The following is a 15,554-nucleotide window of genomic DNA, read 5'->3' on the forward strand; positions in this document are numbered from 1 at the left end:
GTGACCGCCTGATGTCGACCCTGCTCAAGGCCCTGCGCCGGGCCGATGCGCCCCAGCACGCCCCCCACATTCCCGCCATGGGCCTGCCGGTCAGCCGGGAGGAAGAAGCCGATCGCCCCTGGCTCTGGTGGGCACTGGTGCCCCTGGCCATCGTCATGGGGGCGGCGGCCAACTACGGTTGGCATCTGCTCCATAACAAGCCCATCGAGGAGCGGGTCGAGGTCGAGGAGCGGGTGACGGCCCCCTTCATGCGGGTCGAACCCAGGGCCATGGTCACCCGTCCCCTGCCGCCGCCCCTGCCCGAGCCCGTGGTCAAGCCCAAACCGGCCAAGGCCCAGACGAGTCAGACCAGGGACAGCCAGGATCTCGCCCAGCTGCTGCAAAACGCCCTCAACAATGTGCCCCTGGCCCCCGAGCCCAGCCGCCCAGCGGCGGCGCCCCAGGTGATGCCCATCGCGGCCCTGCCGGCAGAGTTGCGCCAGCAGGTGCCCCGGCTCGCCTATGGGGCCCACCTCTACTCCTCCAACCCGGCCAAGCGCAGCGTGGTGATCAACGGCCGCGAGGTGCGGGAGGGCAATGAGGTGGCGCCCGGGGTACAGCTCCAGGCCATCGCCCAGGATTACATAGTGCTGGGGGTGGGCGGCCAGTCCGTCAGCCTCAAGGCCCTGCAGGACTGGCCGGGCTGATCCCGAGGCGGCCAAGCCACCCGCCGCCCCCGATGACAAGAGAGGAGAGGGAGCCCGAGAGCTCCCCTTTTTAATCAACAAGATGAGAGCCAATATGAGTCAGTTGCGCCACCAGCCGCCCCGGTTACCCGGGGCCCGGCCATGACCAGATTGGGCTTTCACGCCATGACATGAGCACAACGTGAGCAATTCGAGCAACGCCACCTTCGCCAGCCGCATCCTGGACTGGTATCAGATCCATGGGCGCAAGACCCTGCCCTGGCAGCAGGAGAAGACCCCCTACCGGGTCTGGGTCTCCGAGATCATGTTGCAGCAGACCCAGGTCGCCACCGTGATCCCCTACTACGAGCGCTTCATGGCCCGCTTCCCCGATGTGCTGGCCCTGGCCGATGCCCCCGTCGACGAGGTGCTGCACCACTGGACCGGCCTGGGCTACTACGCCCGCGCCCGCAACCTGCACAAGGCCGCCCGGCAGATCCGCGATGACCATGGCGGCCTGTTCCCGGAGCGGCTGGAGGAGGTGATGGCCCTGCCCGGCATAGGACGCTCCACCGCGGGCGCAGTGCTCTCCCTCTCCCTCGGCCAGCCCCACGCCATCCTGGATGGCAACGTCAAGCGGGTACTGACCCGCTGGCTGGCGCTGCCGGGCTGGCCCGGCCAGAAGCAGGTGGAGAACGATCTCTGGGAGCTGGCGACCCGCCTCACCCCAAGGCTCGGGGTCGCCCAGTACAACCAGGCCATGATGGACATGGGCGCCACCGTCTGCACCCGCAGCAAGCCCGCCTGTGACCGCTGCCCAGTGCAGAGCGATTGCCAGGGGTTGTCGCAGGGCAACCCCACCGCCTACCCCCACTCCAAGCCCAAGAAGAGCATCCCGGCCCGCAGCGGCATCATGCTGATGATCCGCCAGGGCGACCAGCTGCTGCTGGAAAAACGCCCGCCCCAGGGGATCTGGGGCGGGCTCTACTGCTTCCCCCAGGTCGATACCCTGGAGGCCGTCACCCCCTGCCTGAGCCGTCTTGGCCTGAGCGAGCAGCCTTATCGGGAACTGGCCGGTTTTCGCCATACCTTCAGCCACTTTCACCTGGATGTTCGCCCCCTGCTCATCGAGCTGACGGCGCCTCCGCCCGCCTCGCTCATGGAAGCCGATACCCGACTCTGGTATAACTTGTGCCATCCCGACGAGGTCGGTCTGGCCGCCGCCACCGCGCGTCTGCTGCGCTATCCCGACTTGCAACCACAGAGGTCAACATGAGCCGTACCGTATTTTGCCAACGCCTGAAAAAAGAGGCCCCCGGCCTGGATTTCCAACTCTACCCGGGTGAGCTTGGCAAGCGCATCTTCGACAACATCAGCAAGGAAGCCTGGACCGAATGGCAACGCAAGCAGGTGATGCTGATCAACGAGAAGAAGCTCAACATGATGAACGTCGAGCATCGCCAGCTGCTGGAAAAGGAGATGGTGAGCTACCTGTTTGAGGCGGGTGAAGTGGACATCGAAGGCTACACCCCTCCCAGCCAGTAACCAGGCGCCAACCCCGAGAGTGAGCCGGGTCGCCCCATCCGGGGCGCCCCCGGCCACGACCGACAAGCAGTACCGTGAGCCAGGACGAGGCGGCGCCTCTGCCGGCTCGCAGCCGATGCGTGACGGGCGGCCTGACCGCCCATTTTGAGGATCCTATGGGCCGAATTTTTTGGTTGCTGTGCGCCACCTTGCTGCTTTTTGCCTGCTCATCCAGCCCCAAGCCCGGCGGCGACAAGGATGAGGATCTGGTCAATGGCAAGGATGTGCGCGGCTTCGAGCACATGATCAGCGCCCTCTCCCATAACGTGAACGAGATATGGGGTCGGGAGGCGCTGTTTGCGGGCAAGTTTGACTACGTCAAATACACGGACGAATACAAGAGCCGGGCCCACATCGACTTCTCCAGCGGCCACATCATGGTCGAGACCGTCTCCGGGCTGGATCCCAAGGCCCACCTGCGCCGCGCCATCATAGAGACACTGCTGACCCCGGATGATCCGGCGGAAGTTGACCTCTATTCGGATCGGGAGATACTGCCCGGCGGCGAGCCCTTCCTCTATGGCCAGGTGCTGGACAACCAGGGTCAGCCAATCCGCTTCGACTGGCGCGCCGAACGCTACGCCGACTACCTGCTCAGCACCGCCATGAAGAAGCGCACCCTGGGCATTCGCAACATCTTCTACGTCGATATCCCCATGGTGGCGAACCACGAGGACAAGCGCGGCTACAAGTACGCCAGCATCATACGGGAGGCGTCGCGCAAATACGGGGTCGCCGAGAGCCTCATCTATGCGGTGATCAAGACCGAGAGCAGCTTCAACCCCTATGCGGTCAGCCACGCCAACGCCTATGGCCTGATGCAGGTGATCCCCGCCACCGCGGGGCGGGACGTCTACATCAGGGTCAAGGGCAAGAATGGCCAGCCCACCCGGGAGGATCTGTTCAACCCGGCCTACAACATAGACGTGGGCACCGCCTACCTGCACCTGTTGCAGACCGTCTATCTGGCCAATATCGAGGATCCCCGCTCCCGGCGCTACGCGGTGATCTCTGCCTACAATGGCGGCGCGGGCGGGGTGCTCAACACCTTCTCCCGGGATCGCAAGGCGGCGCCCGGCATGATCAACCGCCTCTCCCCCGAGGCCGTCTACCAGATCCTGACCGAGCAACACCCCAAGGCGGAGGCCCGTCGCTACCTCTACAAGGTCAATCAGGCCGAGAAGGGCTTCAAGCGCGCCGGCATCAGACGCGCCGGTTGACGGGACAGAGATGGCAAAGAGGGCGCTCCAGGAGCGCCCTCTTCTTTCAGCCAAGGCCCATTAGTTGGCGATGAAGCCGCCCTTGCTCTGGGGCGCCGCCCCCACCTTCTCCAGGTGCTCGACCTCGACCTCGGTCTTGTTCCAGCTGTGGTCCACTTCGCCCCGGATACGGATCAGGTCGTTCGGGCCCACCTCGATGCCGCGCCACACGTCCCCGTCCACTTCCACCTCCACCTCGCCGCTGTCATCGCGGAAGCTGTAGTTCTCGCCACCCAGATGCTTGACCAGCTTGCCCTCCAGGGTCACCCACTGATCATCGGCCACGTCTTTCAACTGGGCGACCGAGACCTTGTTCTGCTCCTGGGGGCCGGTATAGGCCGCCATGGCGAAGGAAGAGACGGACATCAGGGCCGCCAGGCCAATTACCTTTGCTTTGTTCATTTCATGCTCCTGTGGTTTCAGCAATGACCCCGTCAGTGGGGGTATGGGCCAAGGATGTCAGAGGAAGCGTGAAACGAACGTGAAGCACCCCATTTGGGTGAAGCGGCCATGAGCGCAATCGCTTTCGGGCTAAACGGTGATTGTTGAATCAAATTCGGCAAGGTTACCATTCTCAAATGACTCGCCACTCTGGCGGGTCCCTGCCCGATGAGATACTCCATGATAAGAGCCTGCTTTATCTGCCTGCTGGGTCTGCTGGCCCAGACGGCCCATGCGGCCGAGCCGCCCGCCTTTTCCCGCATCGTCATGTTCGGCGACAGCCTGTCCGACACCGGCAAGATGTATGGCAAGATGCGCGGTTACCTGCCGTCCAGTCCGCCTTACCACGAGGGACGCTTCTCCAACGGCCCTGTCTGGCTGGAGCACCTGGCGACCTATTTTCCCGGCCTGAAGATAGCCAATGAGGCCGAGGGCGGCGCCACCGCCGTGGCCTACAACAAGATCTCCTGGCATCCCAAGTACCAGGTGATCAACAACCTGGATTACGAGATCACCCAGTTCCTGCAAAAGGATGCGCTCCAGCCGGACGATCTGGTGATCCTCTGGGTCGGCGCCAACGACTACCTGGCCTACGGCTGGAACACGGAGCAGGATGCCAAGCGGGTGCGCGATGCCATCAGCGATGCCGCCAACCGCCTGGTGCTCAATGGCGCCAAGCAGATACTGCTGTTCAACCTGCCGGATCTGGGCCAGAACCCCTCGGCCCGCAGCCAGCAAGTGGTCGAGGCCGCCAGCCATGTCTCCCGCTACCACAACGAGCTGCTGCAAAACCTGGCGCGTCAGCTCGCCCCCACCGGCCTGGTACGCCTGTTCGACATCGACAAGCAGTTCGACGAGATGCTGCGCGAGCCGCAGAACTTCGGGCTGAGCGACACTGAGCACGCCTGCTATGACGGTGGCTATGTCTGGAAGCCGTTCAGCGCCCGCAGCGCCGCGAGCGACGGCCAGCTCGCCGCCTTCGCGCCCGCGGAGCGCCTCGCCATCGCCGGCAACCCCCTGCTGGCCCAGGCGGTAGCGAGCCCCATGATGCGCAAATCGGCCCCCCTGAACTGCGAAGGCAAGATGTATTGGGATCAGGTCCATCCCACCCGGGTGGTTCATGCCGCCCTCGGCGAGCGGGCCGGTGCCTTCATCGAAAGCCAGTACGAATTCATCCCCAGATAAGCCCTCCCCCCCGGGCAGGGGCCAGCCCCCTGCCCGCCTCCGACTTCCCCTCAGCCCCTCACCTGCCGCCACGGGAAAATAACTATTGTTATTTCAGTCAGTTGAAACCTTTTCAAAAGCGACTAACTTTAAATGCGTCCTACGGCCATGACCGCCGGACCACAAAGGGAAGACCATGACGGCATGCTTCCTTCATATGAAATTGCAGAGGCACGATATGAACAAATCATTGATTACATTGATTGTTTCTGGATTGCTGGCGGCAAACGCCCAGGCGGCAGGACAAGACAACACCTGGTATGCCGGTGCCAAACTGGGCTGGTCCAACTTCTATGGCGCCGATCACAACGACGCCATCAAGGATGCGGCCGACATCAGCAAGGAAGATGATGACGATCTGGGGGCCGGAGCCTTCGTCGGCTATCAGGTCAATCAGAATGTCGGATTCGAGCTGGGCTATGACTGGCTCGGCAAGTACCGCTACGAGGTCACCGACAAGCTGGACCCCACCATGAAGGACAAGGATGACGTGAGCGCCCAGATGGCGCAGCTGACCATGAAGCTGGGCTTCCCGGTCGCCGACAGCCTGGATCTCTATGGCCGGCTCGGTGGCGGCTACGCCTGGACCGACAGCCGGGAGCTGGACCATGATCGCGGCGCCGTCTTCGTCGGTGCCCTCGGCGCCGAATACGCCATCGATCGCAACTGGGCCGCCCGCTTCGAATATCAGTACACCACCCCCCTTGGCGACATGGATCTGGACCAGACCGGGGTCGAGCTGGACAACGGCCTGCTCGCGGTCGGCATGCTCTACCGCTTCGGCCAGGAGGCGCCGCTCCCGGCCGTGGTGCCGCCCCCGCCCCCCATGCCGCAACCGGTCGAGCATACCTTCAGCCTGAGCTCGGACGTGCTGTTCGACTTCAACAAGGCGACCCTCAAACCCGAGGCCAGCCAGGCTCTGGATACCCTCTACTCCCAGATAGAGGCCGCCAGACCCACGGACGGCATGGCCACCGTCATGGGCTACACGGACCGACTCGGCTCGGACAGCTACAACCAGCAGCTGTCCGAACAACGGGCCCGGACGGTCGCCGACTACCTGGTCGGCAAGGGGCTGCCTGCCGACAAGGTGCAGGTACAGGGCATGGGCGAGAGCAATCCCGTCACCGGCGACAGCTGCGCCAGCGGCAGCAAGCGCGAGCTCATCGTCTGCCTGGCACCGGATCGCCGGGTCGAGGTCAAGGTGGAAGGGGTCTCGGAGATGGCGCAGTAAACGGCGGCCCATCGGCCATACAACAACGGGAGGCCTGGCCTCCCGTTTTTCATGGTCGCGCTCGGCCGGGCTGGCGCCGGCCTCGGCGCCTCACCCCTTGCGCAGCTCGGCGGCAATCTGGTCGAGCAGCTGCTGCCAGCCCAGGCCAAGCTCGCTCACCAGGGTGCCGTATCCATCACTGGGCAGCACTCGCTCCAGGTGGAAGGGGGTATCCTGCAGCACACGGCCATCCTCGGCCAGCAGACGCCAGCGCCCGCTCAGCACGGCGCGGCCGTCGAAGCGCCCCTGAAAACGCTGGAGCCAGATGGTGAGCACTGGCCCCTGGCGGGCTCCGTCCTGGCGCACCACCCAGCCCGGCAGACGGGCGGAGAGGCCATTTTGGGTCAGCTGGTTGAGCTGGCCATCCAGGGAGCCGGCCCAGCGCTGGTACTCGGTGAAGTAGAGCTCCTTGCCCTCCATCTGATAGACCAGCTTGCTGGCGTCCAGCTCATCCGAGAGGGCGACGGGACGCAGCACCAGCTGATGCTGGGGGCGGCTGACGGGCGCCGCCTGGGCCGAGCCGTCGGCATCCAGGGAGTAGTAGTGCAGCGCCGGGGCGCTGCTGCACCCGGCCAGCAGACCGGTCAGGGCCAGGGCCGTGATGAGTCGTTTCATTGGGTACCTCGCTTGGGTTCAGGATCCTTGGGTCGGGCCCGATCGAAGATGAGTGAACTCGGCTGCTCGTTGAGGGAGTGCACCAGAGGTTGCAGTTCACGCATCAGCTGATTGAGAGACTGCACGGACTGGCGCAGCTCCTGATTGGTCTGGGAGGCACCGTCATAGCTGCGCAGCGTCTCCTTGAGCTGGAGCAGGCTGGCGTTGAGGGAGGCCGGCAGCTGCTGGGTCGCCTGCTGGCTGGTGAGCTTGTCCAGATTGGCGCTGAGGGAACTGACGTTCTTCATGGTCTTGTCCAGGTTGGCCAGGCTGCTGTTGACCTGGGCCAGGGTGGTTTCCATGTCCATGTCGACAAACTTGTCGAGGATGAGGTTCACCTTGCGTTCTATCTGATCCAGGCCCCCCTGGGTAGTGGGGAAGACCTCGGTGCCCGCCATCCGGCGCGCGGCGAACGCAGGGGCATCCGGATAGAAGTTGAGATCGATCACCTTGCCCCCAGTCAGCAGACTCGCGGTCTTGAGGGTGGCCCTGAGCCCTTCCTGGAACTGCTTGCTGAACAGCTTGCGCCACTGCTCCCGTTCCGCACTGGCATAACGATGGGAGATCCGCTGCACCTCGATACGCGCCAGCACTGGGATCACCTTGCTCTTGAACAGCTGGGATGCCTTGTCATCGATGAGATAAGGCGAGGATATGACGGTACCGACCCGCACGCCGCGATACTCCACCGCCGCCCCCGGGTGCAGCCCGGCCAGGCTGTCCTCGAACAGGAAGACATAGTCGATGAACTGATCCAGGCTACCGGCCAGCACGCTGTTCTGATCCTTGAACAGGGTGAAGGTATCCTTGTTCTTGACCGTCTCCCCCGCGACCCAGCCGGCGGGCAGACCGACCGTGATGCCGCCATCGAGCAAGCCTTCGAGGGAATCCATCTTCACCTTCATCCCCTCGCTGGTGAGGGAGGCCTCGAAGCCCGGCGTCATCCAGAAACGGGAATTGCTGCTGATCAGGGCGTCATAGGGGGCATTGATGAAGATCTGGTACTCCAGCTCGCTGCGCTCTGGCAGGAACTTCACCTCCTCCACCTGACCTATGGTGTAACCCCGGTACTGGATCGGGGAGCCGACGCTGAGGGAGCGGGTCTCGCTGCTGTTGAGTGTCAGCCTGAGCCCCTTGGCCGAGAGGGAGGCCAGGGGCGGCTTGTCGAGGATGGCGTAGCGGCTCTTGGCCTTGCCCTTCTTGCCCGGGGAGAGCTCGATGTAGGCGCCCGACAGCAGGGTGCCGAGCCCCGAGACCCCGTCACGACCCACCCTGGGCTTGACCACCCAGAACCGGGTGTCGCCCTTGAGCATGTTGGCCGCGTTGTTGGAGAGACGCGCCGTGATCACCGCATGGCTGTAATCGTCGCTCAGCTCCACCGTCTCGATGCGGCCCACGTCGACCTCACGGGAGCGGATCACCGTCTTGCCCGCCACTATGCCCTCGGCCGTGGCCACGGTCAGCTGGATGCTGGGCCCCTGTGAATACCAATGCTGAAACAGCATCCAGACGCCGATCAGCAGGGCCACCATGGGCACCAGCCAGATGGCCGCCGCCGAACCGAGCAAGTCGGAGCCCGCCTGTTTTACTGTCTTACGCTCACTCACGTTCGCGCTCTCCTTGTTGTAAATCCCAGATAAGACGGGAATCGAAACTCATGGCCGCCACCATGGTGATCAGCACCACGCCGGAGAAGGCGACGGCAGCGGGACCGGGATAGATGGTCATCAGGTTGTCGAGGCGGATGAGGCCGGCCAGTATGGCCACCACGAACACGTCGATCATCGACCAGCGGCCGACAAATTCTGTCATGCGATAAAGCTTGAGCTTGCCGAGCGGCGAGGCTCCGTCTCCGCACTGCACCCGATAACAGAGCCAGAACAGCGCCAGTATCTTGGCCAGGGGCACCACCACGCTGGCGATGAAGATGACGGCGGCGATGGGATAGGAGCCCATGGACCAGAGCAGCACCACCCCTCCCAGGATGGTGGAGGGGCTGGTATCGCCAAGAAAGACGGTATCCATGATGGGATAGAGGTTGGCCGGAATATAGAGAATGGCCGAGGTGATCAGCAGGGCCCAGGTGCGCGCCAGACCGCCCGGCTTGCGGCTGTGCAGGTAGGCGCCGCAGCGCCGGCAGCTGTGCTGGCCCTGCTCGCCCAGGGCGCCGCAGAGATGGCAGTTGACCAGACCGGCCTCCCGGGCTCCCATGCCGGGATCCAGCTCCCGCGCCTCGGTCGGCCCGAACAGTCGCTGCCACAGCCAGCGCCTGTCCAGGGAGGAGATGGTCTTGATCAACAGCAGGGTGTAGCCGACGAAGGCCCAGAAGGAGAGCCCCATCTTGATCTCGGCCATGCCCATCAGCTTGACCAGGGAGATGAGGACCCCGATGAGAAACACGTCCACCATCAGCCAGGGCTGGATCCGGCACAGCAGGCGGCTGAGGGAGCGCAGCGCCTTGTCGTGCATCTGCTTGTCGACGCGCCACAGCACCAGCATGATGGAGCCCAGGTAGACCAGGGGCAGGCCGATCAGGGTCAGGCTGAGCACGGCGCCGAGGAACAGGTAGCCCTCTTCCACCAGGGTGGTGATGCACTGCAGGAAGGTCATCTCCTGGCCCAGGCCCTTGGCGGAGAACGACATGAAGGTGAAGCTGTTGGCGAGCACGAACATGATGATGGCCGCCATGCCATAGGCGATGGGGCGGCGGGCCTGATCCGGCAGATTGCGGGTCAGCACATGGCCGCATCGCTCGCAGTGACGCACCTCTCCCGGTGCCAGCAGGGTGGCTGGCGCCAGCAGATCGCACTCTTCACAGGCGGTCGGATCGTGGCGATAGGATGACAATGGGGGGCTAGCAGGCAATGAGGTATCTCTGTTTGGGGCCGATATGGGCCATGAGCTCACGATTATCGCAGCAGGGCGTCCGGGCCACCAGCCCCTATCTCACCCCATCCGTGAGGCCGCGACAGAATGACTTTGACAAGCCAGTGGCCATTTAGCACAATCAAACGCCACTTTTTTTTCCGCGGGACAATAATTTATGACAACCGAATCCCCCAGCTACGCCACCATTGAGCAGGCCTTCTCCCTCGGGAACGGGCAAGATTCCGCCCTCAACTGGCTGCGCAAGAACCGCAGTCAGGTCGCTATCTTCCTGGTGAGCGGCATCAAGCTGGAAGGCACCATCAGTGGCTTCGACCAGTACAGCGTGCTGCTGACCGATGCCCATGGCAATCAGCAGCTGGTCTACAAGGCCAAGATCTCCACCATCGCCATGCACTCGGGTCGCCCCCAGGTCAACATCCAGCGTGCCCGCAAGCCCCGCGTCTCCATGGCGCCGCGCCCCCATGGCGCCCCCGGCCGCTACGACAACAACGACCAGGGCGGCAGCAGCGAGCAGTAAGTCGCCAGCGAGCCCGCCCTCGGGCTCCTCTCCTGCATCTGGCGCCTGGCCTCAGGCCGCCGACAGAGGTTCACTCCCTACCAGCTTGTCCCGCCGGGCGTGAACCCTCTCCTCCAGACATCATTCGCCATGGCCGCGCCGTGAGCCAAGCCGCCCCCTGCGCCGGGGGCGGCGGTTTATTCCGGCAGAGGGCCGGGCACCCCCTCCTTGATGAGGCATGACGCCATGCCGGCAGCCTTGGCGGCGGCCAGCCCTATGCCGGTATCCTCGAACACCAGACAGGCGCCGGGGGTGACCCCCAGTCGCTCGGCCACCAGCAGGAAGGTATCCGGATTGGGCTTGTGCCGGGTCACGTCGTCCGCGGTCACCACCACGGGGAAGTAGCGATCAAGACCGGTATTGCGCAACACCGCCTCGGCATTGACCCTGGGCGACCCCGTACCCACCCCCATGGGGATGCGGCCATGGTAGCGCTGCACCAGCTCGAGCATGGCGGGGAAGACGGTCGCCTTGTGCAGGTTCGCCACATAGTGATCCGTCTTGCAGCGGGTCACCGCCAGGGGATCCAGGGCGATGCGCTGATGCTCGGCCACCAGCAGGGCTATCTTGCGGCTGGGCATGCCCCCCAGCTCATAGAACCAGTCGGCGTCAAACGCGAAGCCGAACTCGCGGGAGGCATGTTCCCAGGCCGCCAGGTGCAGCGGCATGGAATCGACCAGGGTACCGTCCAGGTCGAAGACCAGGCCTTGGAATCGGGAGAGGGTCATGGGCTCTGTCACATCGAAGAAAAGGGGCCCCATTCTAGCAGCCCGCCGGCAAGAGGCCATGGCCTGGGCGGTCAAAATGTGCGCCGCACTGGAGATCGGTGGCGCCAGATGCCAGACACAGACCCTAGCCCCCCAGGAGCCGGATATGTAGCGCGAGGAAGGTTGCTGCCCCCAGCCAGGGTCCCGTTGTCCATGACCCAGACCATCGGAATATGCTCTGGGGGCTGGGTGGTCGGGCCCAGCGAGGGCCTACAGACTCATGACCTAGGCGGTCGAGATATGTTCTGTGGGCAGGGCGTGCGGATCGAAGCCCCGGCTGCAGGCCCGGCCCGCCGACTTGGCGAGATAGAGCCCCTGATCCGCCTGCTCGATCAACTGCTCCCACTGCATCTCCTGATCCGGCGCCCGATAGCTGAAGCCGATGCTGACCGTGAGGTGGGTCTTGACCCGGGAAGCGGGATGGGGAATGGCGAGCCGGGCCAGCTGGTGGTGGATTCGCTGGCAGAGAAACTCCGCCTCGCCCGGTTGGGGATTGCACAGCAGGATCACGAACTCCTCGCCCCCGTAGCGGGCCACCAGGTTGGTGCGACGCCGCTCGCACTCCTGCAGCAACTGGGCGACCTGGCGCAGGCAGAGATCCCCCTTGCTGTGACCGAAATGGTCGTTGTAGGCCTTGAACTCATCGACATCTATCATCAGCACCGCCAGCAGGCCCTGCTGACGGCGGGCCACCTCCCACTCCCGTGCCAGGGTCAGATCCCATTGGCGGCGATTGGCGATCCGGGTGAGAGGATCCTCCATGGAGAGCAGGGCGAGCTGCTGATTGGCCTGCTCCAGCGCCTGATTCGCCTGCGCCAGCGCCTCGTTGGTTTCGGCCAGCAGCCGGGTGCGGGCGGCGACCCGCTCCTCCAGATCCCGGTTGAACTGCTCGAGGGCGGCGTGGTTGCGCTGACGGATCAGCAGCTGGGAGAGCATGGCGGCAAACTGTTTGAAGATCTCGCCATGGTAGGTCTTGATGGGCCTGCGCTGAAGCAGGTTGTCGGCGGCTATCCAGCCGATGGGGGTATCTCCGTCCCACAGGGAGACCATGGCGTTCCAGCCACGGCCCACCTCCTGCTGCTCGTAATAAAGGGGGGCATCCTCGAGGACCAGCACATAATCCTTGCGACGCAGGGCCTCCTGCACCACGGGGTGAGCCGGGATCGGGCTGACGAAGTGACGCTCGTCCGTGATCTCTCCCGCCTCGTTGGTGCCCCAACTGCCTTGCATGGTGGTGAATTCGGCGTCGATCAGGAAGATGGCGACCCGATCGAACTGCAAGGAACTGCGCGCCAGCATGACGGCATCATGCAGCAGCTCCGACTCGCCGCGACAACCAGAGAGATGGACGCCGACCTGATGCAGGGACTGCAGCAGATCGAGGAAGGATTGCTGCAATGCCTGGCTCCGGGCAAGGGAATCCTGGGTGGTGAGCCGCTCGCTGCGCTCCTGGGTGACCAGGTTGCTCAGCATCCGGCTCTCCAGCTCGGCGGCAAGATAGTGCATCAGCAGCTGGATGCCCTGCTTCTGACGGGGGGTGAGACGATCGAGCCGGCGGCGAGTTTCCAGATAGACCCCCCCCTCCAGCCCCTGCTGGCGCTTGAGGGGGAAGCAGGCCCTCAGCTGGGTCGGCGGAGCCTCCACCGACTCCTGCCAGCCGCCAGCGTCACTCATCAGCTCGATGAGCAACTGACCCTTGGCCAGCGCCTGTTCGATGAAGGAAATGGGCAGCCCCAGTCTGCCGGCATGGTCGGGCACCATGGCGACCAGGCCATGCTCGGGATCGAAGGCGAACAGCTCCCGCTGCGGCCTGCTCAGCCACAGATAGATACGGTCTGCCTCGGTCTTTTCCCTGATGGTCGCCAGCGTCACCTCGCAGAGGTGCTCAAAACTGGTGAAGTGCTCCGGATCCCATTCCAGCATGTCAATCATCCTCAACTGAACCCCGGCAGTATATATAGCACGGGGTATATTGACTCGATTAACGGTGAAAAGGTCGATCCAGAGCCCACTTTTTCACCATCAGAGGAGGTTCAGGGCCACCATGGCATCCCGGATCCGCAGCTTGGTTGCCTCGCAAAGGGGCATCACCGGCAGGCGGCACTCCTCGCTGCACAGGCCGAGCAGGGAGACCGCATACTTGGCTCCGGCCGGGCTGGGCTCGGCAAACATGGCCTGGTGCAGCGGGATCAGCCTGTCCTGCAGCTCGCGGGCGGCCTGCCACTCGCCGGCCAGGGTCAGGTTCTGCACCTCGGCCAGCAGCCTGGGCGCCACGTTGGCGGTGACAGAGATGCAGCCCTGGCCGCCACCTATGTTGTAGGCCACGGCGGTCGCATCCTCGCCAGAGAGCCAGGCGAACGGCTTCTTGATCAGCTGACGCTCGGTCCAGGGACGGGCCAGATCACCGGTAGCATCCTTGACGCCGACGATGCGGGGCAGCTCGGCGAGCCGGGCCAGGGTCGCCGGCTGGACATCAACGATGGCCCGCGGCGGAATGTTGTAGACGATGATGGGCTTGGTGGTGGCGTCATGGACCGCCTTGAAGTGATGGTAGAGCCCCTCCTGGTTCGGACGGTTGTAGTAACCGGCCACGTGCAGGGTACCATCCGCGCCGGCCTGTTCGGCGAAACGGGTATATTCGATGGCCTCAACCGGGTTGTTGGAGCCGGCGCCGGCGATCACGGGGACCCGGCCCGCCACCTGCTTGACCACCAGCTCGACCACGCGGCAATGTTCATCGTGGCTCAGGGTGGGGCTCTCCCCCGTGGTCCCTACCGGCACTATGCCGTGGGTGCCCTGCTCGATATGCCACTCCACCAGCCGCAGCAGCGCCGCCTCATCCAGTTGGCCATCACGAAAGGGGGTGATCAGCGCAACGATCGAACCTTGAAACATGGAATCTCCTTCTCCGTCGACTCTCGATAACAACAAAAAACCCCGCTACGAGGTGCGCAGCGGGGTTTTAAACATCTCAGGGTGGTGAGAGGGTTACGCGCGCACGCCAGCAGGCCCAGGTTTTGAGCTCTTTTTATGCTTTCGTTTCAACGCGTTGAACCGCATTACGCCATCCCTGAGGAAAAATAGGTGTTCGGGCATCTTTCTGGAACCCGGCATAAATGTCAAGGCGAAAGCGGCCATGTATAATGGCCGGCCACCAATCCCCGGAGAGAGTCATGAGTCATCCCCTGAGTGCCGTCAGCCAGATGCTGGAACGTAATCAAGCCCTGTTCGAGGGCAAGCACCTGCTGGTATGCGGGGCACTGGAAGATGAGTACCCAAGGGATCTGGCCGGGATAGTCCGCGATCTGACGGTATTCACCACGGATTACAGCTACTTTCGGGGACAGGAGGAGGCGCTGGGAGAGCGCATCGTCTTTGGTCATGAGCTGGGAGGAGCCCCCCGTTTCGACGCCCTGCTGCTGCTGATGCCCAAGGCCAAGGCCGAGGCCCAGTTTCTGCTGGCCATGATGACGCCCCTGCTGCTGGCGGGGGCGGATATCTTCCTCGCCGGCGACAACCGGGGTGGCATCAATGGTGCCGACAAGCTGATGTCCCCCTATGGCGGCAAGCCCGTCAAACGCGACTCGGCCAGGCGCTGCTCCCTCTATCATGGCGAGTTGAGCCAGTCCGTGCCCTCCTTCCGGCTCGATGACTGGTTCAGTCAGTATCAGTGCCAACTGGGTGACACACAACTGACGGTGCGGGCCCTGCCCGGGGTCTTCAGCGCCAGCGAGCTGGATCTCGGCAGCCAGATGCTGCTCGCCAGCCTGCCCCCCCTGACCGGCACCTTGCTCGATTTTGGTTGCGGCGCCGGCGTCATTGGCTCAGTGCTGGCCAAGCGCAACCCCGGGCTCGAGGTCACCCTGGTCGATATCAACGCCCTGGCACTCGAATCCAGCCGCCAGACCCTGGCAGCCAATGGCCTGACGGGCACAGTGCTGGCCTCGGATGTCTACTCGGATTTGCCGGGCTGTTTCGATCAGATCGTCTCCAACCCACCGTTTCATGCCGGACTCAAGACCCATTATGCCGCCACCGAGACCTTCCTGGCCGAGGCCCCCCGCCACCTCAACGGCCGTGGCGCCCTGACCATAGTGGCCAACGCCTTCCTGCGCTACCAGCCTATACTGGAAGCCGCCTTCAAACAGACCGAAATACGGACGATGGACAGCAAGTTCAGGGTGTATCGCAGCCTGCGCTAACGGCTGTCACAAAACTTGTATAGAGTCTCACTTGGAATCT

Annotated in this window: 15 protein-coding genes; 8 read left to right on the forward strand and 7 right to left on the reverse strand. The window is 63.8% G+C overall.

The genetic code is table 11. The features are described from left to right. Positions 1–11 precede the first annotated feature (11 nt). The 4 genes from exeB to mltC all read left to right on the forward strand — a co-directional run bounded on the left by exeB (position 12) and on the right by mltC (position 3,469). Positions 12–686 carry a GspB family T2SS assembly factor variant ExeB gene (gene exeB / locus ACEUCR_RS13385; protein ID WP_408790765.1) on the forward strand — a complete coding sequence of 225 codons (675 nt, stop codon included), beginning with the start codon at positions 12–14 and terminating at the stop codon, positions 684–686. Positions 687–867: 181 nt separating this feature from the next. After that, positions 868–1,941 (forward strand): A/G-specific adenine glycosylase, encoded by a 1,074-nt coding sequence (mutY, locus tag ACEUCR_RS13390; protein ID WP_408790767.1) that lies wholly within the window; start codon positions 868–870, stop codon positions 1,939–1,941. Then, positions 1,938–2,210: an oxidative damage protection protein gene (locus ACEUCR_RS13395; RefSeq protein ID WP_042001876.1), complete on the forward strand. Its 273-nt coding sequence runs from the start codon at positions 1,938–1,940 to the stop codon at positions 2,208–2,210. The genes mutY and ACEUCR_RS13395 overlap by 4 nt, the downstream gene beginning before the upstream one ends. Before the next feature lie 155 nt (positions 2,211–2,365). Continuing rightward, entirely contained in the window at positions 2,366–3,469 is a 1,104-nt protein-coding gene (mltC, locus tag ACEUCR_RS13400; protein WP_042001873.1) for a membrane-bound lytic murein transglycosylase MltC, read from the forward strand. A gap of 60 nt (positions 3,470–3,529) precedes the next feature. Here mltC and ACEUCR_RS13405 read toward each other — a convergent pair whose 3' ends face one another. Beyond that, complete coding sequence (locus tag ACEUCR_RS13405) at positions 3,530–3,910, reverse strand: YgiW/YdeI family stress tolerance OB fold protein (protein WP_392441449.1); 381 nt, start codon at positions 3,908–3,910, stop codon at positions 3,530–3,532. A 219-nt stretch (positions 3,911–4,129) separates the two neighbouring features. On the opposite strand from ACEUCR_RS13405, the gene ACEUCR_RS13410 reads away from it, so the two are divergent. Both ACEUCR_RS13410 and ompA read left to right on the forward strand, forming a co-directional pair. Continuing rightward, positions 4,130–5,134 (forward strand): SGNH/GDSL hydrolase family protein, encoded by a 1,005-nt coding sequence (locus ACEUCR_RS13410; protein WP_408790771.1) that lies wholly within the window; start codon positions 4,130–4,132, stop codon positions 5,132–5,134. Between the two features lie 217 nt (positions 5,135–5,351). After that, positions 5,352–6,407, forward strand: coding sequence for a porin OmpA (ompA, locus tag ACEUCR_RS13415; RefSeq protein WP_042001867.1), 1,056 nt, complete (start codon positions 5,352–5,354; stop codon positions 6,405–6,407). A gap of 90 nt (positions 6,408–6,497) precedes the next feature. On the opposite strand, the gene ACEUCR_RS13420 is transcribed toward ompA, so the two are convergent. Genes ACEUCR_RS13420 through ACEUCR_RS13430 form a run of 3 tightly spaced genes read right to left on the reverse strand, consistent with a single transcriptional unit; the run spans position 6,498 to position 9,965 of the window. Further along, complete coding sequence (locus ACEUCR_RS13420; RefSeq protein ID WP_408774803.1) at positions 6,498–7,061, reverse strand: PqiC family protein; 564 nt, start codon at positions 7,059–7,061, stop codon at positions 6,498–6,500. Then, positions 7,058–8,707 carry an intermembrane transport protein PqiB gene (pqiB, locus tag ACEUCR_RS13425; RefSeq protein WP_042001861.1) on the reverse strand — a complete coding sequence of 550 codons (1,650 nt, stop codon included), beginning with the start codon at positions 8,705–8,707 and terminating at the stop codon, positions 7,058–7,060. Before pqiB ends, ACEUCR_RS13420 begins: the two co-directional genes overlap by 4 nt. Next, complete coding sequence (locus ACEUCR_RS13430) at positions 8,700–9,965, reverse strand: PqiA/YebS family transporter subunit (RefSeq protein WP_408790774.1); 1,266 nt, start codon at positions 9,963–9,965, stop codon at positions 8,700–8,702. Before ACEUCR_RS13430 ends, pqiB begins: the two co-directional genes overlap by 8 nt. Before the next feature lie 178 nt (positions 9,966–10,143). Between ACEUCR_RS13430 and hfq the strand changes: the two genes are divergently transcribed. Then, positions 10,144–10,506 carry an RNA chaperone Hfq gene (gene hfq / locus ACEUCR_RS13435; RefSeq protein WP_005895045.1) on the forward strand — a complete coding sequence of 121 codons (363 nt, stop codon included), beginning with the start codon at positions 10,144–10,146 and terminating at the stop codon, positions 10,504–10,506. A gap of 176 nt (positions 10,507–10,682) precedes the next feature. Here the strand turns inward: hfq and ACEUCR_RS13440 are convergent, their stop codons facing one another. The 3 genes from ACEUCR_RS13440 to dapA all read right to left on the reverse strand — a co-directional run bounded on the left by ACEUCR_RS13440 (position 10,683) and on the right by dapA (position 14,207). Beyond that, entirely contained in the window at positions 10,683–11,273 is a 591-nt protein-coding gene (locus ACEUCR_RS13440) for an HAD family hydrolase (RefSeq protein ID WP_042002278.1), read from the reverse strand. Positions 11,274–11,537: 264 nt separating this feature from the next. After that, positions 11,538–13,235, reverse strand: a complete 1,698-nt coding sequence (locus ACEUCR_RS13445; RefSeq protein ID WP_042001853.1) for a GGDEF domain-containing protein — start codon at positions 13,233–13,235, stop codon at positions 11,538–11,540. A gap of 99 nt (positions 13,236–13,334) precedes the next feature. After that, positions 13,335–14,207, reverse strand: a complete 873-nt coding sequence (dapA, locus tag ACEUCR_RS13450) for a 4-hydroxy-tetrahydrodipicolinate synthase (protein WP_042001851.1) — start codon at positions 14,205–14,207, stop codon at positions 13,335–13,337. 278 nt (positions 14,208–14,485) lie between these two features. On the opposite strand from dapA, the gene rsmC reads away from it, so the two are divergent. Further along, positions 14,486–15,514, forward strand: a complete 1,029-nt coding sequence (rsmC, locus tag ACEUCR_RS13455) for a 16S rRNA (guanine(1207)-N(2))-methyltransferase RsmC (protein WP_408790779.1) — start codon at positions 14,486–14,488, stop codon at positions 15,512–15,514. The last annotated feature ends 40 nt before the right edge of the window (positions 15,515–15,554 follow it).

It is taken from the genome of Aeromonas bivalvium, assembly GCF_046078285.1.
Classification (GTDB): Bacteria; Pseudomonadota; Gammaproteobacteria; order Enterobacterales; family Aeromonadaceae; genus Aeromonas; species Aeromonas bivalvium.